The sequence below is a fragment of the Psychrobacter fozii genome (assembly GCF_003217155.1).
GTDB lineage: Bacteria > Pseudomonadota > Gammaproteobacteria > Pseudomonadales > Moraxellaceae > Psychrobacter > Psychrobacter fozii.
The window spans coordinates 254039-279547 of record NZ_QJSU01000002.1; the positions used below are offsets into that span (position 1 = coordinate 254039).

Here is a 25509-nt window from a genome sequence, read left to right on the forward strand (position 1 = left end):
ATAACTATGGATAAATTGCGCGATTTCTTAAAAAGCTGGCCAGGTCGCATTTTATTGATTTTATGCCTATCGCCGCTCGCTCTATTGGGTGTCGAAAGTTACTTTGGCGGTGGAGTCGATCCCAACCAAGTCGCTCAGGTAGGTGACGCAAGCGTAGGGCTGACCGAATACCAGTCTGCTGTCAATAGCCGTCGTACTGAAATATTAGAACAAGTTGAGGATGCCAGTCTATTAAATGAGGATGTGCTACACGAGCAAGTCCTAAAAGGTCTTATTGATCGTACGCTACTAGAGCAGCAAGCAGGCAAGCTTGGTATGACGGTTTCTGATGACACAATTAATCGTTTGTTGCGTCAAGAAGCAGTATTTCAGGATGCTGATGGCAATTTTTCTAACGATCAATTTGCAAACTTTTTGCGTCAGCGCGGTATGACAAAGAATCAGTTGTTTGCTGAATTTCGCAATCAGTTAAGCTTGGATCAGCTTAATGCTAGTATCGTTGGTACGGCAGTGTATCCAATGCAAGCGGTCAGTCAATTGATTGATTTGCAACTTGAGTCGCGCAACGTCTGGTTGCATCGCTTTAATTGGCAAGACTACACCGATCAGGTGAAATTGAGTAAAAATGACATACAAGCCTACTATGATGCCAATAAAGAAACGCTAAAAAGTGCGGCAATGGTAGATTTGGCTTATCTGCAACTCAGCCCTCAAACCATTCAGGTGACAGACGTTACAAAAGAAGATCTACAGCAGCAATATGAAGCTTATAAGCAAGAGCAAGCCATCGTCGATGAGCGTCAAGTTAGTCAGATTCTATTGACAGGTGATAATGCTAAGGCGCGAGCAGATACGGTTAAAGCGCGTTTAGACAAAGGGGCCTCATTTGTAGCATTGGCTAAATCGGAGTCAGATGATCCATCAGGAGAGACGGGTGGTAGTATCGGTCGCTTTAACCCTTCTGTATTCGGCAATGACGCGACAGCAGTTGAAAAAGCATTAGAGGGGTTGAGTGTGGGTGACATCACAGCACCTATCAAGACCAGCTTTGGCTATCAAATATTTACGGTGACCGAAGACAATGGTAGTAAAATACCGACTTTGGAGAGCATGCGTGATGACTTAACCGCCAAGGCGACAGAGTATAAGCGTCAGGAAATGTATGCTGATAAAGTAACAGCGATCAATGATATGGCAGCAGACGGCTTTAGCATTGAAGACATTGCTCAACAAGAGAACGTGACATTGAAGCGTCTCAAAGATTACCGCAAAGAGAACAATAAATCAGTACTGTCACAACCTGCGGTGATCAAACAAGCATTTGATGAGTTTACCATTCAAGATCAAGCAGTGACTGCTGGTATCGAAGTGGGTAACGGTACTGTATGGGTACAGCCAAGCAATTATCGTCCTACCAAAACGCTTGCTTTATCTGCCGCTACGCCAAGAATTACCCAGATACTACGTCAGCAAAAAGCCACAGCATTGGCATTGAAAGAAGCCAAATCGTTGATCGCTGGTATTAAAACGTCAGCTGATATTAGTAAGCAGTCAGTCAGCCTTCAGTCATTGGGTGCAGTGAACCGTCAAACGACACTATTGACAGAAAAAGAGCGTGGATTGGCTTTCAGTCAGCAAGCGGCTAATAATGGGGTGGTTGCTGTTGCGAGCGAAACAGAAACGGGTGCTACTCTGTTGGTTGGTGATCGTATCAAGACAGAACCACAGTCTCCATTATCTGATGCGCAAAGAGCGCAAACGGCTAGTATTATTCGTGATAACTTAGGTCAAGATCAGCTACAAGACTATTTAGATTATCTACGTTTGGTGTATAAAGTTGAGATTAATGAAGCCAATATGTCAAATGCGCAAGGGCGTTAGAGATAACAGTGTTGAAATAAGAATATTAAGTGAAATATAACAAACTTGTTAAATCGCACTTTTCTAAATACCCTTATTAAATTTGACGTATAAAAAAGCCACTATCTATAGTGGCTTTTTTAATGGCTATTGTTTTTATCATAATCATAAGAATGTAGCATTAACAGCAGTATGCAATTTAGTACGGCTATTAATGCCAGTTTTCAAAGTGATACCAGACAGTTTAATGGCGGAAATGGCGCATACCAGTAAAGACCATTGCAATGCCATGCTCATTGGCTGCAGCGATAGTTTCGTCATCACGCATAGAGCCACCTGGCTGGATAATAGCAGAGATGCCTACTGCAGCAGCGTTATCGATACCATCACGGAACGGGAAGAACGCGTCTGACGCCATAACAGCGCCTTCAGTCGCTAGTCCAGCGTGCTCTGCTTTGATGGCAGCGATACGAGCTGAGTTAACGCGGCTCATCTGACCTGCGCCAACACCGATAGTGCGTTGCCCTTTGGCATAGACGATGGCATTAGATTTGACGTATTTTGCTACGTTCCAGCTGAACAGTAGATCTGCAATCTGTGCTTCAGTTGGTTGTACATCAGTAACGATTTTTAGATCATTGGCGGTAATCAAACCAAGATCTTGCTCTTGTACCAATAGACCACCATTAACGCGTTTATAGTCTAGCTGGATATCGCGTTGATCTGGTGCTGGTAGCTCGCCGCATACCAATACACGTACGTTTTTCTTAGCAGCAGTTGCTTCAAGCACACCGTCTTCGATACTAGGTGCAATAATCACTTCTACAAATTGGTTGTCGATAATGGCTTTTGCTGCTGCAAGCGTCAATGGGCGGTTAAAGGCAATGATACCACCGAAAGAAGATTCAGGATCAGTGCTAAAGGCTGTGTTATAAGCCGCTACTTGGTCATTATCAACTGCGACGCCACAAGGGTTTGCATGCTTGACGATAACGCAGGCAGGCGTACTAAAGGCTTTGACACACTCAAGGGCGGCATCAGTGTCAGCGATGTTGTTATAAGACAGTGCCTTACCTTGTAGCTGCTTAGCCGTTGCTATAGAAGCTTGTTGGCTCTTTAGTGGCTGATTTTCGATATAGAAAGCAGCGTTTTGATGTGGGTTTTCACCGTAGCGTAGGTCTTGGACTTTTTCAAGCTGTACATTGAATGTACGTGAGAAGTTTTCTGCTTCTTGGTTTTCGTTCACACGGCTGCCTAAGAAGTTGGCAATCATCCCGTCGTACTGTGCCGTATGTTCAAAAGCCTTCACTGCCAAGTCGTAGCGTAGAGCCGTTGTCAATGCGGTACCATCACCTAAAGCGGTAAGGATGCGGTCATAATCAGCCGGATCAGTCACGATACCCACATGGGCATGATTTTTGGCAGCTGAACGAACCATGGTAGGGCCGCCGATATCGATGTTTTCGATAGCATCGTTCATCGTGACATCAGCACGAGCAATGGTTTCAGCAAACGGATATAAATTCACCACCACCAAATCAATACGGTCAATCGCGTGCTCACTCATGACAGCATCGTCTTTACCACGGCGTCCCAAGATACCACCATGAATTTTAGGGTGTAGTGTTTTGACACGGCCGTCCATCATTTCAGGGAAACCGGTATAGTCTGATACCTCTGTCACATCAACGTTATTTTCTGTGAGTAACCGATAAGTACCGCCAGTAGAAAGTAAGCCAAAGCCCGCTTTAATAAGGCCTTGAGCAAATTCAACGATATTAGATTTATCGGAGACCGATAACAATGCAAGTGGGGTAGTACTCATAAAAAAACTTCCATAAAAAAAGCCTGACGTAAACGTCTGGCAAGGTGATGAAGACAATTATTGCAAACAGTATCACAATGGATAATGTCATGAATATTCAATTGCCATGCATAATGATGGTTGTTAAAGATAAGTGCGCTCATAGAGCAAGGGCTACATTAAGTCATAAGTTTTGAGTTTTTTGCGTAAAGTGCCACGGTTTAGACCTAGGATTTGCGCACATTTGGTTTGATTGCCCCGAGTTTTTTCAAGGACGACAGATAAGAGCGGTTCTTCTATTTGTTTTAGGATGAGCTCGTATAAGTCGGTGGGTGTCTCATCGCCTAGCATCGCAAAATACTGTCGTACCACACGCTCAACATGTACTCGTAGCGGCTCATGCGTATTACTCGCATAGCTGTCTACTGACGCATTAAAGTGGTGAGTCGGCTGAGGGTAGTTTTCTTTATTATAATCGGCAGGATGCTCAGAGCTTGTAGCAAAATGATTGGCATAATGCTGTGCATGAGGCGCCATAAGATAATGTCCTTGGGATTAGGGAGAATCAAACCATAAGATATTGTGGGTATTATATCAAATTAATGTCGTCTAGCGCTGATATATTGGCAGTTATCTTAGCATTGACGCTATTTACGAAAGCTTATTCTCAATAGTATGAATACAAACTTCTCTGACTGATAAGCATTAACTCAATGTTATAAGCTTCAATTTAGCTCAAAACTTAGTACAAGGGGCTGATGCTAACATCGCGGATTTGTGTATTTGCAACGGGTATAGTAAAGAGTATCTGACGGTTACTGTCTGCAGCCAGTTGGCTTTGCTTACTTAATAGGTAGTCAGCTGGTGTAGCAATAAACTCACCGATTAGCTCATTGCTACCATAGACGCTGACTTTAACATTTGGATATAGCTGAGTGCTTGCACTTTGATTATTTAATGTAGCGCTTATATCGCTAAATTTACCCGTCATTTTTATTTTGCTGGATCTATGATTGGTATTGGTGAGCGTCAGCGCATTTATATCAGCACTGGGTAAGCTACACGAAATAGCTGAACATATTGCTTGGAGTTTTTCAGCATGAGCAGGGGTTTTTACTAAGGTCTCTAAGTTAAAGATGACATATTGTGCAAAGAGTAATAGTGCCAACACTAAACACCCGAGTATCCATAGTAACGATGCTGCTGAACGTTTCCTCGGCGTTGGTATAAATTGCTCTTGAGACTTTCTCACACGCTCATCAATGGATTTGTCTTCGTCTTTAAGTGGTACGCCCATATCGAGTAACAGTCGTGATAAGTCTGTTTCGTCTTGTAGTATGTCTTCGCTTTTGTTTTGATCTTTAAGAAGCTTTTCGAGCCATGAGTTGTCAGTCGTATCATCGATATTAGCGTGAATATCATTAGAGACGGCTGAACTGATGCTTTTACTGGTTGTTTTAGAGGTGGTGTTTGACGGTTCATCAGATACTGTTGAAGTATAATTGGTCTCGTTTATTTGATCCAACCACGCATCCATACTGTCTAGAGAATCATATTCTAAAGAGGTGTCGTCTGGCTCATAGGTATCCATGTCATCATGGATTAGTATGTCAGAGGAGATTTTTTTTGAAGGTGGTTTCTTGAGTGCTGATTTAGTGTTATCTGAGCTGTTTTTATTATTGATTTTAGATGTTTGTGCAGAGTGGTTATGTGGAGTCGACATATCCTTTTTTTGGGTCGTTGCTGTCTCTACTGGAGAGGCTGATATCTTAGAAACATCAGGGTTTACGACAAGATGTTTGTTGACTAAAAAACTTTGGTGGCATTGATCGCAGATGACTGTTGCATTGTCTCTATTGAGCTGATCCTGCTGTATTTTCAAGCAATTTTTGCAATGAGGGCACTGGGTCTGTATTGGCGTAGTCATAGGGTCGAATCCAAAAAAATATGGTTATCAATACCGCTTAGCCACTCAATAAAGGCTGCCTATGATGCTAATGCCATCATTCAAAAGCGTTTAAAAATCTATGAGTCATGAGCACGGATAGAGTGGCGTCAAACACAGGGTATCTGACTGCCCTCTATCGTAACAGATGTAATTAAATGTTGCTAGCCTGTAAATGTACCAGATAGACGTTGCCAATGTTGGTCTTCTTGCGCTGTAAAAGCATGTTTTGCATCAAGAGCAAAATAAGGCTGATAAGCATCAGTGACTTGGTCAGTTTGCGACTCTATCAAGCCTGCTAGTACGATTCTACCTTTTTGCGTGATTAAAGTCGCAAAATAAGGGGCTAAGCCAATTAATGGTTTTGCCAAGATATTTGCGACGATAACGTCTACTGGCAAGACAGAATTCTGTGAACAGTAATCTGTAAAATCTTCTGGCAAGAATGCTTGTAGACGGTCACCAACATCATTGCGTTCTGCATTTTGATTGGTTGCCAATACCGCTTGTGGATCGATATCAACTGCATAGACTTGGCGTGCACCCAATAGTAAAGCAGCAATGCCCAAAATACCTGAGCCACAACCATAATCAATGACCACTTTATCTTTTAAATCTTGCTCTGTTAGCCAATCTAGACATAAGCGCGTGGTCGCATGATAGCCAGTACCAAAGGCCAGTCCAGGATCCATAATAATATTGGTCGCGTCAGGGTTCGGTGGTGTTAGCCAATTGGGTACGATCCATAGATTATTGGCACATTCGATAGGGTGGTAGTTACTCATCCATTCGCGTTCCCAGTCTTTGTCATCGACAGCACTCAGCCAAACACGGGTGGCTTGTACTTGAGCGGCAATTTCATGACTCAACTGCTCGACAGCCTGACGGTTGCCAGCATCAGTCGTCGCATCAAACAGCCCTGTTAGGATAACTTCGTCCCATAGAGGCGACTCACCAGGTAATGGCTCAAACAAAGGCTGGTCACCTGCATCATCTAAGGCAATAGACAGTGCACCTGCCTCTAGTAGTAGCGCCTCAGCCAAATCGACGTTTGCTTTTTCACATTGTAAATGTAGTTGTTGCCATGCCATAACGATAACCTTAAGCTAAATTAAATGTATATTTTGGATAAATGATGGGGTGTAGAATATAAAAAGTGAATAGATTACAAAGCTATAAACTTGGCATCTATTCACTTAGATATGTTTTGATATTAACGTAATGCTTGTTTTGCCTCACTGACGACACGTGAGTTACCTTGTGCCTGTCCTGATTGCAAAATGATTTGCCATAGCGCGCGTCTGCGATTGGCGTCTTGAGAGACACTAAGACCACGGCGTGCCATTGCTTCTGCTTTACGAGGTTGGTTCTTTTTCAATGCCACTTGTGCTAAATAGAAATATACTGCTGATGATTTGGGTGCTAGGCGCTGTGCACGGGTAAAGCTGCTTTCAGCATTGGTCAATTGACCTGTTTTGAGCTGATTGACACCTGTCTGCATTAAACTGCGAAACGCTGGCAAGTTACTATTGTTACTGGTCGCTTGTTGCGTTCGTTGCTGCGAGTTGCTCCTAGCACGTTCCAACAGTTCGCTATGTGACGGTATAGAGGGCTCAGGGACTACGTATTCTTCACGAGAAGGAATAACGAAGACGGTGTCAGGCTGAGTCGGTATAGGGTTGGATGGTACAAACACCGGAGACTCTTGCGTCAGTGGATTTGTCGATTCAACGGAACTGCTGTCAGGCTCGATAGGATAGTCGCTATCAGCATCCTCTTCATAGGTAGGGGCCTGAGTCTCAGTAGTCGCAGATGTATCAGGCATTTGTGACGATGGGACAGTTTGAGAAGGGGCTGTCGTCATCGTAGTCGGCGCAGTCTGACAAGCGCTCAAACCCAACATGCTGATAAGTGCGCTGGTTACCAGTATAGCATTGGCTGAGGTAGGCCTTTTAGGACTACCAATAACGGCTGGCTTGACTGATGTAGCGTGCTTCAGAAATAACAACATGTTGAGACCTTTTGTAATGTTTAAAAGCAATGTTAGAACCATTCAACGGCACGATCATACCAAGTATCGGCATCGTTTTCATCTTGCTCATCACTATTTTCTTGGCTATCGGTATCAACGGCTTCACCATTTGGAATCTCAAAGTTACCTTGTTGATTTTGCAGTTGTGACTGCTCGCGTGCACGGTCTTGCTGATATAGACCAAGCGCACAACTGCTGGCTTCTTCTGGTAGATGTGCTGACAGTACTGGCAGATAACGGGCATCAGTACAACGCTCATTAGAGAGCTTACCTGAGTTGTTCTCTAACCATAACCATTCAATGCCTTCAGGCTCTGGTAATGACACAGGTGTCAGCTTGAGACGATCCATATAATCAACCCAAACTGGTAATGCACCACTACCACCGCTTAGACCGATAGGTTTGTTATCATCACGACCAACCCAAACCACACTGACGTAGTTGCCACTATAACCGGCAAACCAAGCATCTCGAAAGTCGTTTGTGGTACCTGTTTTGCCCGCCAAGTTTAAATTGCTACCAAGTGATTTTGCACGTTTAGCAGAACCAGTTGCGACCACTTGCTGTAGCGCGTAATTTGTGAGGTAATTGGTCTCAGGCGGGATGCTGCGCTGAGTATTGAGTCCAGTACGCTGCAAGATACGGCCGCGATCATCTATCACCGTACGAATACTATGAATAGGGGTGCGAAAGCCACCAGTCGCAAAGACTTGGTATACGCCAAGCATATCCATCGGGCTAAGATTGACAGAGCCTAGCAGTGCTGAAGGATATGGTGGTATGTCTTCTTTTACACCCATACGCTTCAACTGTTTGGCAAAGGTATCAATCCCAAACTCCATGCCCAAGCGTACCGCCGCTTGGTTATATGACTGTGATAGCGCAGTGGTAAACGGTACATAACCATGATCACGATTGTCGTAGTTTTTCGGGTTCCATTTAGTACCGTCACTTAAATTTACCGTAATTGGTGAGTCATCTACCGAGCTTGCGAGATTGTAGCGACCGCTTTCAAGCGCGGTCATATAAATGACCGGCTTTAATAATGAGCCGACTTGACGCTTGGCATCAACGGCGCGGTTAAAGCCTGTAAACTCACTACCACTACCGACCACAGATACCAGCTCGCCAGTTTCAGGATTGGCACTCACTAGAGCACCTTGTAAATCTTTGGTTTTGCTGCTCTTGCGACGTAGTTCACCCAGTTTTTTATCAACGGCCTTGTCTGCTGCCAACTGCGCAATAGGGTCTAACGTACTGATAATAGTGAGACCTTCGTTTTTGAGGTCATCAGAATAATAAACAGTGTTCAGTTCACGTTTGACGATATCCAAAAAGTCAGGGAACTGGCTCTTACCCTCAACAGGTTTTTCAACGATATCGAGCGGTCGTTCGATCGCTTTATCATAGTCTTCTTGGCTAAGTGACTCTACGGCCAGCATATTACCAAGGACAATGTTACGGCGTTCTTTTGAGTCATTTGGGTTGCGACGTGGATTATAGATACTTGGGCCTTTTGCCATACCCACAAGCATGGCTTGCTGATCTAAGCGTAGCTCTTTGAGTGGTTTGCCAAAATAAAACTGTGAGGCCAAGCCAAAACCATTAATAGAGCGCTTACCATTCTGACCTAAGTAAATCTCGTTTAGATAGGTCTGTAGAATTTCGTCTTTGCTGTAATGCAATTCAAGTAGTACAGCCATTAATGCTTCGTTGGCTTTGCGTTTCAGCGTACGGTCTGAGTTGAGATAGAAGTTTTTGATCAACTGCTGAGTAATGGTCGAGCCGCCCTGTCTAGAGCCACCAGAAAAGTTATTTATTACGGCGCGTGCAATACCGCGTACAGATACCCCTTTGTGCTCGTAAAACGCACGGTCTTCCGTGGCGATCAACGCGTCGATGAGTGGCTGTGGCACGTCATCTAATGAGACGACCATACGATCTTCATTGCTGTCTGGGTAAATACCGCCAATGTTGACAGGCTCTAAGCGAATGATGCCACTCTTGGCAGGTAAGGTGCTCTGTACCGATGAAATCTTATTACCATTAATAGTCATTTTGATGACTTGCTCTTTGTCCACATCATTGGCGCTATAAGTAAAGCCACGCGTATGGATAAAGTAGGTATTACCTGATTTATGATAAGTGCCAGTGCGATCATAAGCTTTGTTGCTTTGATAATTAAGCAGTTCTAGCCAAGTTTTCATCGTATCTGTATCAACACTAGCACCTTGATATAACTCAAGTGGCTGTGAGTATACTTTGGCAGGAATATCCCAGCGCTTACCCTCAAACTTATGGGTAATGGTACGATCAAGTTTGATTAAGTATAGCGCGAGCAGCACCATACCCGCGATAATGACAATTAATATAAGACTACTAAATACCAAGCCGCGCTGCTGTGATGGTAGCGTGCTGACAATAGGCCTAGCAGACTGTGGTAACTGGGTATTTGGTAGCTTGGAATTGGATTTTTGCACTGATATCGCACCATTTTGGGATAAAAAACTGCTTCATAATGACGCAAAATGACAAATTTTTCAATCTATCATCGTCAAAGTTAGCATTCATTGGTATTAAACTATGAGCATTGAGACTGCTTACAGCATTTGCTTATAGTATAATCTTTATTAAAATATTCACATGAATATAAACGCATCAAGAGCTTTTAATTGCTTTTATAGATGCCATATAGAATAGTCGTTCACGATAGCAATTTAATCTTGCTACAACGATGTGTTTTTTATGAATTATCCGCTGTTATTGTTGCGTGTTACTTTATGCTAGCAACGCCAAGAGACTTCTAGAGTTACTGTTTTATTTGGTTCTATAACCTAGGCATTGAGTACCGTTAACAATAGCAAGCTGCCCGCGAAGCGAATTTACTTGAAACGAACTTGAAACGAATAGGGTTCGAGCAAACCTGTCTAAAGGAAGTAAGCGCGATTATGTCTAGTGTCCCTCCATCAATAGCCTCTACCCCAAACCATCATTATGAAGACAACTCGATCATTGAAGGTCTAGTGCTGCCACTTGCGGGCGATTGCTTTCATTGCGGCGATCCTGTACCGCAGCCGCCATTCTATGCCGAGATACTGGGTCAATCACGTGAGATGTGCTGTATGGGCTGTCAGTTGGCAGCGCAGAGTATCGTAGAGGCAGGGCTTGAGCAATATTATCTGGATCGCTCGGAGATTAGTCGTACGGCAAGCTTGCCTACTCAAATGACTCGCCTTGAGGCTTATGATCATGACGAGATAAAGCAGCAGTTTGTGTATGCGCAGGATGGTATGTCGGTGGCAGAGTTGTCTGTCAATAATCTGCGTTGTGCGGCGTGTACGTGGTTGATTGAATCACGTCTCGACGAGTTGGATGGTATCAGTAAATGTCAGGTGAATTTGACCAACCAACGTATGCGGGTGATTTGGAACGAAGACAAGCTACCGATTAGCCGTATTCTAGCCGTTATCAATGAAATCGGCTATGAAGCCAAGCCTTATCGTCAAGACACGCATGAGGCCATGCTGGCACGCCATACTAATCAAATGCTGCTGCGCCTTGGTATTGCTGCATTGGGTTCGATGCAAGCAATGATGTATGCCGTGGCGCTATATTTTGGTGAATATAGTGACATGCTGATATTGCAGCGTGATTTTCTACGTTGGGTCTCATTGTTCGTCAGTACGCCTGTATTCTTTTATGCTGGACTACCGTTTTTTACATCAGCATGGTCAGCGGTTCGCGCCCGCCAAGTTAATATGGATGTGCCTGTCAGTATTGCGCTAATTGTGACTTTTTTCGCCAGTCTATATGCCACGATTACTGGGCAAGGGGAAACGTATTACGATTCGGTCAGCATGTTTATTTTCTTCTTATTAGCAGGCCGTTACATCGAGCATAATGCTCGCCTAAAAGCTGCGACTATGGCCAATGATTTGGTGGTGGTTGAACCGGTGTTGGTGCAAAAAGTTGCGGAAGATAAAGAAGCTGCTGAGCGTATTTTGCAACAGATTTCGCAGAATATGCTCAATGAAACGGCTAATAAGTCAGAAGATGGCACTGCTGATATTTCACGTGATAATGTGAATGTGGACCCTATAAGCAACCAAAAACTATCAAGTGCTATGCCTAATTTTATGAAGAGCATAGATGATAATGTTCATGAGTTAACCGCACGTATTGCCCAAGACTGGCAGCAATCGCGTAATCAGCGATTCTCTTTATCAAAACAAGAATCAAAACCAGAGCCAACAACAGGCGTCAGCGTCGAAGATAAAAATAGTACACAAGACAAAAAAATGGTGACCGCTCATAGCTTGCAAGTGGGTGACATCATCATGGTAGAAGCGGGATCTGAAATTATCAGTGATGGTATTTTGCTCAGTCCAACCGCCACAGTCTCGCAAAGCCTGCTGACGGGTGAGGGCGACTTGATTATCAAGACCCAAGGCGACTATATCGTTGGTGGTGCGCAAAATGACAGTCAGCCATTTGAGATGCTGGTCACCGCATTGCCAGAAGATAGCCAGATAGGCTTGATAGATAGACTCATGAACCGCGCCATGAGTGAAAAGCCAAAACTGGCACAGCAGGCAGATAAGCTGGCACGTTGGTTTGTGGCGCGCATTCTAGTATTGTCCGTCTTGGTGTTTATTGGTTGGTATATCGTTGATCCAAGCCAAGCTGTTTGGGCTACCGTCGCAGTATTAGTTGCAACTTGTCCTTGTGCCTTGTCTTTGGCGACACCTATTGCCCTGACGGTATCGACGAATCGGTTGGCGAGCTATGGATTTTTAACGACGCGTGGGCATACGCTGCAAACGCTCGCTGAGATTACTCATGTGGCCTTTGATAAAACAGGTACGCTGACTTATGGTAAGCCGAATTTACTCAATATCGAATTAACTGATCCTCTGAGTCAAAAAGAGACAGAAGGTTTAGTATTAGCTGACCAAAAAGATAAAGTCTTAGCCATCGCCGCTGCTCTAGAAGTGGGTAGTCGGCACCCAATTGCCCATGCATTGCTTACTGCGGCTTATCAATTGCACCTGCCAGCCACGCAAGCACTACAGCATTATCCAGCGGGTGGGGTAGAAGCAATGATCGATGGTGTGTTATATCGAATTGGTCATGTGGATTTTGCCTTAGACAACACCAATGATGCTAGTGCAAATAATGATATAACCATTGATTTAGTAGCGCAACGAGCCAGCTCAGCGGTAGTCTTGTCTCGTCAAAATAACGATTCAGACGATTGGCAGGCGCTGGCGTGTTTTTACTTTAATGACAAGGTGCGTGACAGTGCCAAGTCGATGCTTGATACACTGAAAGCACTAGGCATTGAGTCTGTGATGCTAACTGGTGATCCAAGTCCGCAAGCGTTAGTAATGGCGAAAGGTTTGGGTATGGAGTCTGCCTATAATGGTTTATCACCAACCGATAAGGTCAACCATATTCAAAAATTGCAGTCTGAAGGTGCAGTAGTGCTGATGGTTGGTGACGGTATCAATGATGCACCCGTACTGGCAGCGGCAGATGTCTCGACCTCGATTGCTGGCGCGGCAGATTTGGCGCAAGTATCGAGCGATAGTATTATCTTAAATGGTCAAATAGAAGCTATTACTGCGGCCAAACGTATCGCTGATAAAACAGAGCGTATCATCAAACAAAACTTTCGCTGGGCACTGGTATACAACAGTATTGTGTTGATACCAGCAGCGTTAGGCTACGTGCCACCATGGCTCGCTGCTATTGGTATGTCACTCAGCTCATTGTTTGTGGTATTGAATGCTTTGCGCTTGAAGCGTGCTTAGGGGTGACTCTAAGACACGAGGTAGTGTGCAGTGGCATGGGTGACTGCACGATAGACGCTATGATGGCTATGATGGCTTTGATGACTGTTTGCTACGACAGTCGCTTCATCGATGGTCTCGGTATCTGTCACGGGCGCAAATGCAGCAGGGGTGTCTAACGTGAGCGTTTGTTTTTTAACCTGAATTCGGGATAAGCCACATTGTAAATCATTGATACATATTTATAATATGGCGACCTGTCCTTGCTAATTCATGTTTGCTTGCCTTGCGTTTAGTATTGCTTATTAATTGCTTCTATTTTAATTCTGGGTTATATAAAGATATATCAGTTCTGTCATCATCTTCGCAAAAGATCATCTCTACCATAACGTATTTAGATTGTTTCTGCTGCACAACACATTCTGTATATTTTATAATCTTTGGACTATCTAGCAATTCTTGGAAGAACTGAGGAGGGTTATCTGCACCACTTACATCTATCATCTTATAGATAATATTTTTCTGAAAATTACTAAAAGCTTCAGTAGGTTTTTGAGGTACTGCTACGTAAAATAGTTTGCCAAAATATTGATCTTTTTCTTTCTCAAAAGAATAATGAATAAAAGTATTATCGGAATATTGAACTAAACCATAAAAGCTATTAAGGTCTTCATTTATATTTTCCCCCTCAATTTTTTCAACTTGCATATCATCATAGAATGAGGTCTTTAACTTCTCTGTATTTAATTGTGGCAAAGAAAAGCGTGTCTGGGATTGCTTTGCCGGCGTACTTGTTACTCTTGGCTCCCAATCAACGAAAAAATTATTTTCTATTTCGTCTATATCTCCATCTATTGCTGGATACTGTTGATTGGTTGATACATTATCTGTATTTGAAACAGTGTTGTTAGTGCTTTTATTTTGCTCTATGCCTTTGATTTCAGCTGATTTGTTATCACAAGCTAGTAATGAGGGACTAAATAATAAGGTAATAATAAAAAATCTTAATAATTTCATAATCTATCCTGTAAATTCTCGTATCTTTTTGCATTTTATACCATTGATATCTAGTGAATGACATACGCTTTTTGCTTTTTGCTTTTTGCTTTTTGCTATTTGTTCTTTTACTAATGGCTTGCCAAGTGTAATCCATCACTTTATCACTAAAGCTTTGATAGAACTTATATTGGTTGGCAGAGTGGGGCTCAAATATATGAGGCAATGATAAACTATGGCCAATTTCATGAACTAAAGTATCAAGATTCTCCCAAGCGTTTTTAAAAACGACAGCAACATTACCCGTTGCCAATTGTGTTAAACGTTCAGCCAGATGCTGACCACCCAATGCCGTTTGGGTGAGAGTCGGGGTGTGGTGTTGATAGTTATGCTGTCCAGATTGCGCATGGGTTTGTGGCTGGGTTGTAAGGAAATAATAAAAAAACCACCCGAAAGTGGCTTAAGTAAAATAATAAAAGACTAACCTTACTCACCATCAAATTGCCAAATCACCTCACCCCAGTTGTTGTTTAGTTAGTCTGGCATGAGCTGGCTTTTCTTAAGATAGGCTCAGTTATATTTTTTGGTAGGTGTAAACCAGTAGGCTGATTTGGCTAGGCATTATTTTATAAAATAGTCTTAGGTTTGTATTCAACTTCAGACTATTTCATATACTCCCAAAAATCAGGGGTCTCATAACTTTCATCGATAGTATAGCCCTGTTCTTGCAAATCAAGCTCTTTCTTTAATCTACTAGTTAAAGACAGTTTAATCATGTCCTCATAGGCTTGTTTTAAGGCGGCTCCTTCAAGTTTAGAGCCGCCTTCTATAAGATTGACACCAGTATATCCAGCAGTGTTAAACGCAAACCTAAGCATATACTGCTCTTGTCCGATCTCGTTAATTTCTGTCCTATCGACAGTTATAATGACGATGATACCATCAAGATATAAATTATAGTACAGGCTTTGATCTGGGTTGCTGTTAAATAAGCCAGACCACTCTTCATAGCTTAGAATATAACTAGGATCCGTGACTTCATTGAATTGCTTTATAGACCTAAGATTATCTTGTTTTGAGATACGAGATGCATAGGGAGCGTAATACTGTTGCCAACCTTGTTGGTTGATTTGAGTCAATAATTCTTTATAGGCTAAGTAAGCTTCCTTTGGTTCCACAAATTCTGCTTTGTTTAAGCTAGCATTAATACTTATACCTATAATACCTTTACTTACGTTATTGTTTTTAGAGTTTCCCAATACGGAAAATGCGTTATCCAAAGTTAAAGTATGATTCTCATGAGCAATATTTACTGATCCTAGATCAGGAGGCGTCCAATCCAAATCAAAAAAGCTCATTCCAGCAGGTTGGATGTCTACATCGCCACCAGTATAAGTGTTAAAGTCTTTGATTCCTTGCTGATCAAAGTGAAGAGTGACATTTTGTGGTGTGGACATAGATTTATTCTCTTGTTGTGTGTATTGAAATAAGATAAAAACAATCGCCACGATAACCGCTAATATAACTGCTTTAAAGGATAGTAATCGCATTATTTTCCCCCTTCATTACTGCTAGGAAATATCCAAGAGGTTTCTCAACCATTGCCCTAAGTTGCAATAATTCTAAGCAGAGTGGGGTTGATCTGCTAGGCAACGTCCACGAGCCTGACTGGACATTTCAGGTTTAGTCTCCGGTTGGTTTTCGTAGTAGGGTGTCATATCTTCACCAGCCTCTTGACGCTTAATGAACTCTTCGTAAGCTATCTTATAGGGGTCAATCGATACAAACTTTCTGGTATCAATCCCTGTTTCTTTAAGTACAAGGGGTAGAGTATAGTCAGGTTGATCTTGCTGAATCTTCAATCCCATTTTGATGGCTTTAGTCTCGAAAAAAAGTCTAGCTTCAGGTAGTCCACCATAAAGTTTACTATATTCTTTAGTCAAAGATTCATCGTAGTTATTAGGGATTATTTGTTTTATTAATTCTGACTCATCGAAAACATCTAAGCTAATTAGGTAATGACGGCTGCCTGTTTCAGGGTCACTTTGCCTATTTATTCTAATATTCATAAATACATCTTTACCATGGCGCAGTTGCCATACTTGTAAATCACTGAGCTGCATCCATTGCTCAAAGTTTAAAGGATAGGTGTAATCAAGGTTAAAGTCACTTCCACCTTCTTTTGTGGCAAATGTAAAGCTGTCTTTAGGGCTTAAACGAGGTTCACTTAAGCTTTTAGCATAAGTCCAGCCTTTATCTTGTAGTTCTTTAAAGAAAGACATTATTTTCTGATAAGCATCTTCGTCTGATATGCCGCTTACTTTTTGGTTGAATAAAAAACCAAGATTGATTTTCGAGAGTTTGTAATTTGCTTTTTTGTTATCGTCGTAAGCTAAAATCGACATAACACCGTCAATACTTAACTCACCATTAGGGTATTTAATAATGACAGTAGGCTCTTTATATCTTGGAAAGTCATAACCTTGAAAAGTAACGCTCATAGGCTGAGCGTCAGCTTCTTGAAAAACTTTATACTCAGGGTTAGCATCGTATAACTCTTGAGCAGTCATATTTAAAGCAATTTCTAGAGGTTTGTCAGGCAGTTCACTGTGTTTTGCCTGACAGGCTACCGTTAAAAAGATAAAACTGAAGCAAACTAAAACACTTAAAATCTGCTTGGGCATAATACTAACCCTGTTTTTGAGTCAAAAAATACAACTAATGAATTGTTAGGTTACTCAACATATCAAACCTACAGTGCTCAAGTTCATGAGTAGTATTTCGCCCCCACAGCTCAAAGAGCAAACCATTAAAGCGAACATAAGAAAAATAGATATCAGTATCTTTTAACTTAATATCGTTTTTAACTTTTTCACTGTAGTCACTATACAACTCATTTAATATCTCTTCAGATTTTTCGCGGTCATCTAAAACTAGGTTGAGGGTCTCGAGCATGCCAAATCTATCGAGTGCTATGAGCTCATGACCATACTGTTTTCTAGCATGCACACTGTTAAAATGGTAAGAAATACTATTAAGTTTATTATTACCACCTATATCTAGTAAATGTAAATCTCCATTTATTTTTCCCAGTTCAATACGCCGATCAAAATGATTTCTATGAGTTAGCTGAGTATATAAAGGCGATTTCTCAAACCGCTCTAAAAATAAGTCTTTATCCATCACGTCGATAAATTTGTCTCTTTGCACACCAGTGTTAATAACTTTTATTTTTTCTTTAGCATAGCGACTACGTTTATATTCGACGCAGGGGGCTAGGTTTGTAAAATCAGGACTATCTAAATAAATACTTCTATAAGCGTCAAATTTTGAGTCAAATACTGGTTCTATCGGTTGCGCTCTGATTTGAACAGATAGGCTTAATAAAATAATAGTACTGAATAATTGAAAGTGTCTTATATACATAACAAAGCCTACTTTTTGGTTTAATTACTGATATCAATACACGCTTCTATCATTACGTATAATATCCCATTGCCACTTAAATGAAGCGAGATTATGCTCATAGAAATCATTAAATTGAACGTCTTGATAAGTGCCTAAATTGTCGATTTTAGTATCATAATCCATTATATTATCAGTATACCCTTGGTAAAACTGATGTTTGGCTGAGCTAGTAGTCTCAAAAGTATGCGGTAAACCTAAGGTATGTCCTAGCTCATGGATAGCAGTTAGTGCATGAAGCTTGCTGCCGTCATATTTGTACATCACCCCTAAATTCCCTGCTTCATCTATGTAGCATGGCTCAGGGTTGCATGACTGGTTATGTATTTCCTTATAGTCCCAAGTTGCTATACCAGCGGCATCTGGGGTAACGTAGTTTGTAAAGACTAGGAAAGTTTTTTTGTGATTATCTGAATCAATATACAGTCCATCTATTGAATTATTGTTTGTCGTTTCTCTTAATATAGCTGCCATCAGCTTAGCTAAATCATCAGGAAAAGCATCCCCTTCGCTCTCCGTCAAATCTCTTATAGATGGTGATGGGTATTGTGCCAAAAACCCATTTATTAAGCTTAATGCCATATCCTTATTTATTGCAAAACTGGCCTTTTGTGATTTTTCATATTGTTGTTTTAAATCGGCAATATTTAAAAGCTTGATTTTTTCAATTTTTGATGTGATACAAGCCTGTCGAAGTAATGTCTGTGCTAGATAGTCTTCAAGGTATTGAGGGACTGTAACGCTAGTATTACCAAGTACGGAAGAAAACTTATAGGGCACTATTTCACATGTCTTTGGTATGTTTGGATATATCATAAGTAAACCAACGATACGCTCTGCGCCTCTCAAGCTTGCTTTAATTTGAATAGATCCTGGCAAGCCATCTGTAACATTCGATTCAATTTTGAAAGTAGTGCTTTCATCTCGATATCTATGAATGGTTTTAGATTGGAAGACGCTATTAGAAGAGTTTAAAACATCTGGAGACAGCCGACCTCCTTTTATCAGATCACCCAAACTTATAGAGTTAGGCGTTATGGTTATGCCAGGACTGGTTATAAACTCGATTATAGTGCCATCATTGGTAAGTTCTGAACCATCGTCGCTATTTTCTTGATCTATTTGTAAGTGTAAGTCAATTGGAACACCTTTTAGAGTGGTTGAGTGAGTTGGTATTATCGATAACCATGCAGGGATATACGGCTCGCCATTCGTCGGCTTGATATTGGCAAGCTCTTTTACATCCGCTGTATCAGATGAGCTTAAGCGTGTGTATTCTTTAATTAATTCACGAACATCACCACGATATAATTGAGTTTCAGAATCCTTATTTTCTATAACTTTTAGATAATCATATACATATTCATCTCTCAACCAATCAAAGCCATACAAACCGTTATATTTTGTCAGCGTAGGCCTTCTGAAATGTATTAGAAAGTCTCTAAGGGTAGGTCCTGTTATTTTTACTATTTGGTTATTGGTACCCGTTGTGAGCTTCTTAGTAGTACCTTTAGATTTATTTCCTACCATGGTTGTGTATCTCAATATCTAATTATTAAAAATAGTTCGTAAGTAAGTTACGACATTAACGGGGTGCTGCGAAGAGTATCTTTGTTCAAACTAAGTCAGATATGGCCTGTTGAATATTAGACCATTCAACCTTGTTAGATATTGGTATCTGCCCCAAGTGAACTAGCCTTCGATAAAATAGCTGTGTTTTAGGTTTAGTTATGAATGTGATACAGGGGTAGGGGATGTCATTGTTACTTATGTATCATTATAAAAAACCACCCGAAAGTGGTTTGAAGTAAAAAATAGTCTTATCTGTCATCGAACGGCCAAATGAACTGCCCCAGTTAATGGTTGGATAGTTTGATGTTGCCTTATTCTAAGATTTAGATTTATATAAAGACAAATCTGTTCTATTATCAAACTCACATGATGTCAAATCCACCATCGCATATTTCGATTGTTTTTGTTGCACAATGCAGTCCCTATATTTAGTAATCTTAGGGCTGTTTATGAGTTCTTGAAAAAATATATCAGGGTTATCTGCCCCGCTTATATCTAATATTTTGTATATGATATCTTCATCGAGTCTATTAAACGGGTCATGTGGTTGATATTTCCCAGCTAAGGTAAACCTCTTCACAAAATATTTATTATTAACTTTATCCAATGAGTAATCTAAGATAGTGCCATCGTCATATTGAATGACAACAAAAAAGCCATATGCCGTTTCGTCAAATTGTTTACTATTTATTTGGTTTAAATTATATTCTTTGTGGAATAATTTTTTAGTTTTTTTTACATTTTCGTCAGGCAGAAAAAATGGTTCATGAACTTGCTTTGCGGGGGTTTTAGTGATGAAAGGAGCTGGGTCTGTTGTATTGAAACCCTGTTGTATTTGGGGTTCAGTCTTAGATGTTGATATGCTCTCAGCGCTATTCTGTTCATCCAGTATTACAGTAGGTTCGATCACTTTACCTGAATCTAGAGTGAGTGAGTCAGAAGAGGTGGCGTCACAGGCAGCAAATAATGCAGTAATTACTAGAGTAAGTGCAAGCTTTATTGTTTTCATACAGACCTCTTATAGTTTGTATACACTGGGATCTTTTTGCATCAGGTACCATTGATACCTCGTAAATGAAATAAGTTTATTTGGATTGCTAGGTGCAATACCTGTTTGCCATTTATAGTCCATTACTTTATCACTAAACCCTTGATAGAATTTATATTGGTTAATAAGATTAGGCTCAAATACGTGCGGTACTCCCATACTATGGGCTACTTCATGAACTAAGGTCTCGTAATCGTCTAAACCTGATTTTAAAACGAGCGCAACATTACCTGTTGCAAATTGTCCAGTAGAAAAATCAGCAGGTGCTTTACCGTACAAGTCTTTTACATCAAAATCTAATAGAAAAAGGTAAGTCTTTTTATGACCTTTTTGATTAATGGATAAAGCATTACCATTTTGGTCTCTATGTTTTCCAAGTCCATATTTATCATACGCATTAATAATGCCGTCACTTACTGATTCTGGAGTATGGCTATTTGTCTTTGCATGTTTTATATAAGACTTTATATGTGTGTCGGTATCAAATTTATTCAAATCGAATGGCTCTGTAGTTTTAATCTCTGCTCTTATAAGTGCTTGATTGAATGAATTGTACTTTAAATATGACTCTATAGATTCTAAAGATTTTTTATTTATACCTGTAGATGTCTTAACAGGTACTAGTACTAAATCAGCTTTGTACGTCTGATCGTTTTTATGCACCATTAATTCTCCTACTAAGTCTTTATCGTTAGCAGAAATAGCATAAACAGCGATACTTTCATGTCTGCTAAGTGGTTTTTTGTTTCTCACTCCCTTAACCAGTACAGCTCTTTTAAGAACATAGTCTTTTCGGCTCTTACTGTTAGTCTTATCCACTACAGTCGTTTTATATCCTTGTTTGATAAATTTTTTAATTGGAATGCTTGAAGGCGAGACAGTAAGTTTACTTGGATTTGAAGATACAAACTTTAATTCTGTATATTTACTGTTCTTGAGTTGAGATGTATCTCCAATTAGTTGTTGAAGCTCAATATCTAGTTGTATTCCATCTTTGTGCATAGAGGAGCCACCTCTATAAACACTGCTGGTTGTATACGGGAAGATAGCCAACCATGCTGGTAAATAATTGTATTTATGTAATAGTGGTGAGTACATAGCATCTTTAAGGTAAATATCGTTAAAATTAGAAATATTACCTTTAAATAATGCTTTGCGAGTACGCCTACCTGTTGTGGGTTCTGTTACCTCTTCCATAGGGTATCTATCAGTATCTCGTGGATAATCAAATCCATAACGTCCAGCCATATCCTTTGGCTGTCTAAAATGAACCGTAAACTCACGACGGCTTATTCTAACTACTGCGAACGGATCAGATGGGCCAGTAGTGCCATTAGATTTTTTACTCATAGTTTCTACCCTATTGCTCTTTGTTTTGCCAATCCAGCTCTAGATGAACTTCAATCTCATCTTCGCTATTAGAATGGAAGCGTTCTGACCGTCCGTCTTCATCGGTCACACCTTTAAACTCTTCGCCTGTTTGTTTGTTCGTCGCTGTATAAGGTGTGTTGGCATAGGGCTCATCATCGTCATCCAAAAACTGATATGCCAAACTATACACTCCATCCATCAGCGTCTTTTTCTCAGGAATGATGCTCGGCAACCCCGCCAAACTCAGCCCATCCATCCCGCCGCTATCACGACTATGCTTACCAGCCTTCTCCGTAAACTGCATCGCCGCAATCGTAATATCCGCGCCATCTAGCGTGATACTCGCACCGCCCGCCGTCAGCGTAATCTTATTCGTTGCCACTATCTCAACTTCTTTAGTTGAGGATGACATATTCACATCTTGCTTCGCTGTCGCTTCAAGCTTCCCTGTATGTGCAGACAGCATAATATTGTCCTTGCCATTGGTCATACTAAACTGACCATCAGCGACTATCGTCAAAGACTCACTACTGACCTGATGATGACCATCACCACTGCTCACCATCATATCTTGCTGAGTGGTCGTTATCATCTCACCCATCGATCGCTGAATCAGCGTATCGTCACTGACATAGCTCGTATCAGCAGCGCTATCTATCAGCGTATAGGGCGCTTGTTGATGGGTTTTGGTGTGCTGATCCTCTGCGATACTTTCTAACTGGGTCTTAATCACTTTGTGGTCATTGATATGACGTCCCAGTCCCGTTGCCAGTTGTGTTAAGCGTTCAGCCAGATGCTGACCACCCAATGCCGTTTGAGTCAGAGTCGGGGTGTACTGTTGATAGTTATGCTGTCCAGATTGCGCGTGGGTTTGCGGCTGGGTGGAGAATACTAAGGCTTCGCCCGACTTGATATTGATTTGAGCACTGGTATTGGCATTGATGCCTTGACGTTTACTACTGGCGCCATCACTTTCAGCATTGATAATTCCCATCTTGAGCGTGGCAGCCACTTGACCATCATTGACGTTCAGCTGTGAGTACGCTTGCTCCGTTCTATGATCGGTAATCCACTCTGATAAACCGTTGCCCGTGTTGCGATAGCCGCTCTCGACTGCTTGTTCATTGTCCGTAGCAAATAGGCTAGGGCGCGTGCTAGACAATAAGCTACCAGTATTGATTAAGTGCTCACCATCACCGATAGACTGCATCAGGGTCTGGTCGTCAGTTCTATGAGTGAAGTGACTGCCATAGTTGGCTCCTGCTTGGGCTTCTAATCGATTGATAGGTTGGGCAGGACTGTCAAGCAGATAGCTTTTGGTCGGGGTCATATGATTGCGACTGTCGGTATCGCTTTGAGCATCTGTGATACCGGTCATTGGCGGTAGTACGCGTTTGCTATATAAACTACCGACCCACGGCGTGTCTGCGGTAATCAGCCGCAGCTGGGTCAAGTGAATGCCTGATTCTAGTGTTGAGGCATGGCGTTCATGATGGCGACGACTGATGGTCAGCCCTGTCACATGTGCCAGACTGTTGCGCGCCAAGTGAACGATATGGGTGGCGCGATAGTGCTGATTGAGATGGTTGTGATCGACCAGTATAAAGGTATCGGCAACATTCAAATCAGTGGCATGAGCAAGTGCATGATAGACGCTGTGATGGCTTTGATAACTGTTGGCTATGACAGTCGCTTCATCGATGGTCTCGGTATCTGTCACGGGCGCAAACGCAGCAGGGGTGTCTAGCGTGAGCGATTGGCTACTTGCTTGATTGTCTTCTTGAGCGCTATTTTCATCAGTACTGGTGTTTATGGCAATATCAGCAGACTGAGTAGGGTGTGCGACACTCGCACTGTTAAAGCGTTGCATCGTCACGGAGCTTGGCTGAGTGATGATTTGCTCACTCAGTGCCAATACTGGCGCATGTACGCGGTCGTGTAATACTTGCTGATAGCGTATCGCACCAATGTTTGTGCTGATGCCCTCGCTATCGCTTGGAGAGGCTGTCGTGATAATGAGCTTTGGCGGTGTATGTTCGTCCGTTTGCTCATGACGCAGATAGGCTGTCAGTCCTTGACGTGCAAGCCGCTCACAAATATGCGTCCAGTCACTGATTTGCCATTGGGTCATGCGTGCAGGTGTCCAGCTAGCGTCTTCACCACTGCTGCTATCATCGACGGTCTCTATCTCTAGAGTAGCAGTGCGTTCTGCCACCATGGACTGTACTGATAAGTCAGTGTCTATATGACAGCGTTGGTGTTGATGCAGGCGATAAGTAATGGGCTGTGCGAGCAGACGATAATAGCCGTAGCTGCCATCGTGATCCAGTTGATGTACGGCAGTCAGGTATAAGTGGCGGTAGTGTAGACCGCTCGGGGTATCGAAGCTCAAGGTAAGCGGAGTGCCGATTAAGTAGGTGAGCGATGTAAAAGGCGGGTGGTGACGCTCATGAATATAGACATGAAGCAGGTAAGTGTCGATACCGTGCTGCTGATATTGCTCATTCCCATTGGGGTTTAGCTGGGCAACGATATCATCTTCAGAAGATGCTTGAATCAGCTTATTCTGCCACGCTTTATGGTCATTGATGTCTTGACGAGCACTCGCATAGGGAGCTTGTGTACTGCCTTCACTGGCATAGAGCCTGTCAGGATGCATGGGGAGTACAGTATTGGTCAAGCGTAACATAGTTATGTCCCTATTCTTTGCGCAATGGCATCATGTTTTTTGAGCGCTGGCATCAAAACATAAGTGTTTGTCTGCCATTGTCATGCATACAGCCGTGTTATTCGGCGAGGGTAAATTCGATACGGCGATTACGAGTACGCCCCTCTTCATTGTCATTACTGGCGATGGGGTCTGCGTCCCCTTTACCCGTAGTGCTGAGACGTGCTGCACTGATATTTCGACCGATGAGGTATTGCTTGACCGCTTCTGCACGCTTATTTGATAACACCAAGTTCGAACTAGGGTTGCCGACATTATCCGTATGTCCAGTGATGGTCACGGGCTTATCACCGACCCGCTGTAGTACGCCTGCCATATCGTCTAAAATGCCAAGCCCCATCGGGGTTAGTGTGGTGCTACCTGATTCAAACTCAACGATACGATTGCCTAATGTGTCGTCGAGGAGACGTTGTTCACCCTCTACGACAACCAGTTGATTGTCCAGTTGATAGAGGTCGGTTAGACGGGTATGAATGCGATTTTGGATCGCTTGTTTTTGTTCAAGACTGCTTACTTTGCCATGTAAGCTAATGGTCGTACCATGGATGTCGATACGGCCTTGGCTAATATTGGATATGTCGCTATCGATAATGGCAGTGGCTATCTGTTGCCAATTGGTCGGTATGCTAATGTTCGAGCGCACTTCGATTTCGTCTCTGACCGTTTTATTAGGATATTGTGCTTTTAGTTTTTCGAGCAATTGTTGCTTGTCTGAGCTGGTAGCGACCACACCTTTGATGACGACTGGTACGTTGCGTGATAGACCATCATCTTGTGCTGCAAAGACAACCGCACTGAGAGGAAGTATCATCGCGGATACTAATAGTAGTTTCTTGGAGTGACCAGCAAGCTTAGATGGTAATGTTTTGGAGAGGACTTTCATTGAAGTGCCTTTT

The 25509-nt window shown here is 42.0% G+C and carries 18 protein-coding genes and 1 pseudogene; 2 read left to right on the forward strand and 17 right to left on the reverse strand.

All coding sequences use genetic code 11. The annotated features are described in order from the left end of the window. Positions 1–6 precede the first annotated feature (6 nt). Entirely contained in the window at positions 7–1881 is a 1875-nt protein-coding gene (locus tag DFP82_RS03840) for a SurA N-terminal domain-containing protein (RefSeq protein WP_110922419.1), read from the forward strand. A gap of 223 nt (positions 1882–2104) precedes the next feature. Here DFP82_RS03840 and purH read toward each other — a convergent pair whose 3' ends face one another. The 6 genes and pseudogenes from purH to mrcB form a co-directional block, all read right to left on the reverse strand. Next, positions 2105–3685: a bifunctional phosphoribosylaminoimidazolecarboxamide formyltransferase/IMP cyclohydrolase gene (gene purH / locus DFP82_RS03845; RefSeq protein WP_110922420.1), complete on the reverse strand. Its 1581-nt coding sequence runs from the start codon at positions 3683–3685 to the stop codon at positions 2105–2107. Positions 3686–3838: 153 nt separating this feature from the next. Next, a pseudogene (gene fis / locus DFP82_RS03850) lies at positions 3839–4099 on the reverse strand (DNA-binding transcriptional regulator Fis); the annotation flags it as partial. 307 nt (positions 4100–4406) lie between these two features. Further along, on the reverse strand, positions 4407–5591 hold the full coding sequence (locus DFP82_RS03855) for a DUF3426 domain-containing protein (RefSeq protein ID WP_110922422.1): 1185 nt from the start codon (positions 5589–5591) through the stop codon (positions 4407–4409). A gap of 182 nt (positions 5592–5773) precedes the next feature. Then, positions 5774–6700, reverse strand: coding sequence for a 50S ribosomal protein L11 methyltransferase (gene prmA, locus DFP82_RS03860; protein WP_110922423.1), 927 nt, complete (start codon positions 6698–6700; stop codon positions 5774–5776). 122 nt (positions 6701–6822) lie between these two features. After that, positions 6823–7620 carry a tetratricopeptide repeat protein gene (locus DFP82_RS03865; RefSeq protein ID WP_110922424.1) on the reverse strand — a complete coding sequence of 266 codons (798 nt, stop codon included), beginning with the start codon at positions 7618–7620 and terminating at the stop codon, positions 6823–6825. 32 nt (positions 7621–7652) lie between these two features. After that, positions 7653–10121, reverse strand: coding sequence for a penicillin-binding protein 1B (mrcB, locus tag DFP82_RS03870; RefSeq protein ID WP_110922425.1), 2469 nt, complete (start codon positions 10119–10121; stop codon positions 7653–7655). A 468-nt stretch (positions 10122–10589) separates the two neighbouring features. Between mrcB and DFP82_RS03875 the strand changes: the two genes are divergently transcribed. Then, positions 10590–13454 carry a heavy metal translocating P-type ATPase gene (locus tag DFP82_RS03875; protein WP_110922426.1) on the forward strand — a complete coding sequence of 955 codons (2865 nt, stop codon included), beginning with the start codon at positions 10590–10592 and terminating at the stop codon, positions 13452–13454. An 8-nt stretch (positions 13455–13462) separates the two neighbouring features. Here the strand turns inward: DFP82_RS03875 and DFP82_RS14860 are convergent, their stop codons facing one another. The 11 genes from DFP82_RS14860 to DFP82_RS03925 form a co-directional block, all read right to left on the reverse strand. Continuing rightward, on the reverse strand, positions 13463–13585 hold the full coding sequence (locus tag DFP82_RS14860) for a hypothetical protein (RefSeq protein WP_281269536.1): 123 nt from the start codon (positions 13583–13585) through the stop codon (positions 13463–13465). Positions 13586–13748: 163 nt separating this feature from the next. Next, on the reverse strand, positions 13749–14450 hold the full coding sequence (locus tag DFP82_RS03880) for a hypothetical protein (protein ID WP_110922427.1): 702 nt from the start codon (positions 14448–14450) through the stop codon (positions 13749–13751). Next, entirely contained in the window at positions 14410–14778 is a 369-nt protein-coding gene (locus DFP82_RS03885; RefSeq protein ID WP_110922428.1) for a hypothetical protein, read from the reverse strand. Before DFP82_RS03885 ends, DFP82_RS03880 begins: the two co-directional genes overlap by 41 nt. A 313-nt stretch (positions 14779–15091) precedes the next feature. Beyond that, on the reverse strand, positions 15092–15979 hold the full coding sequence (locus tag DFP82_RS03890) for a hypothetical protein (protein WP_110922429.1): 888 nt from the start codon (positions 15977–15979) through the stop codon (positions 15092–15094). Between the two features lie 72 nt (positions 15980–16051). Beyond that, positions 16052–17113, reverse strand: a complete 1062-nt coding sequence (locus DFP82_RS03895) for a hypothetical protein (protein WP_110922430.1) — start codon at positions 17111–17113, stop codon at positions 16052–16054. Positions 17114–17147: 34 nt separating this feature from the next. Further along, the gene (locus DFP82_RS03900; RefSeq protein ID WP_110922431.1) at positions 17148–17855 is read right to left on the reverse strand and encodes a hypothetical protein; all 708 of its coding nucleotides are present in this window, start codon (positions 17853–17855) and stop codon (positions 17148–17150) included. A 33-nt stretch (positions 17856–17888) separates the two neighbouring features. Further along, the gene (locus DFP82_RS03905; protein WP_110922432.1) at positions 17889–19424 is read right to left on the reverse strand and encodes a zinc metalloprotease; all 1536 of its coding nucleotides are present in this window, start codon (positions 19422–19424) and stop codon (positions 17889–17891) included. 358 nt (positions 19425–19782) lie between these two features. Next, positions 19783–20475, reverse strand: a complete 693-nt coding sequence (locus DFP82_RS03910) for a hypothetical protein (protein WP_110922433.1) — start codon at positions 20473–20475, stop codon at positions 19783–19785. Positions 20476–20484: 9 nt separating this feature from the next. Next, positions 20485–21864 (reverse strand): hypothetical protein, encoded by a 1380-nt coding sequence (locus DFP82_RS03915; protein WP_110922434.1) that lies wholly within the window; start codon positions 21862–21864, stop codon positions 20485–20487. A 10-nt stretch (positions 21865–21874) separates the two neighbouring features. Continuing rightward, positions 21875–24574: a DUF2345 domain-containing protein gene (locus DFP82_RS03920; RefSeq protein WP_110922435.1), complete on the reverse strand. Its 2700-nt coding sequence runs from the start codon at positions 24572–24574 to the stop codon at positions 21875–21877. A 97-nt stretch (positions 24575–24671) separates the two neighbouring features. Next, positions 24672–25496, reverse strand: a complete 825-nt coding sequence (locus tag DFP82_RS03925) for an OmpA family protein (RefSeq protein WP_110922436.1) — start codon at positions 25494–25496, stop codon at positions 24672–24674. Positions 25497–25509 lie beyond the last annotated feature (13 nt).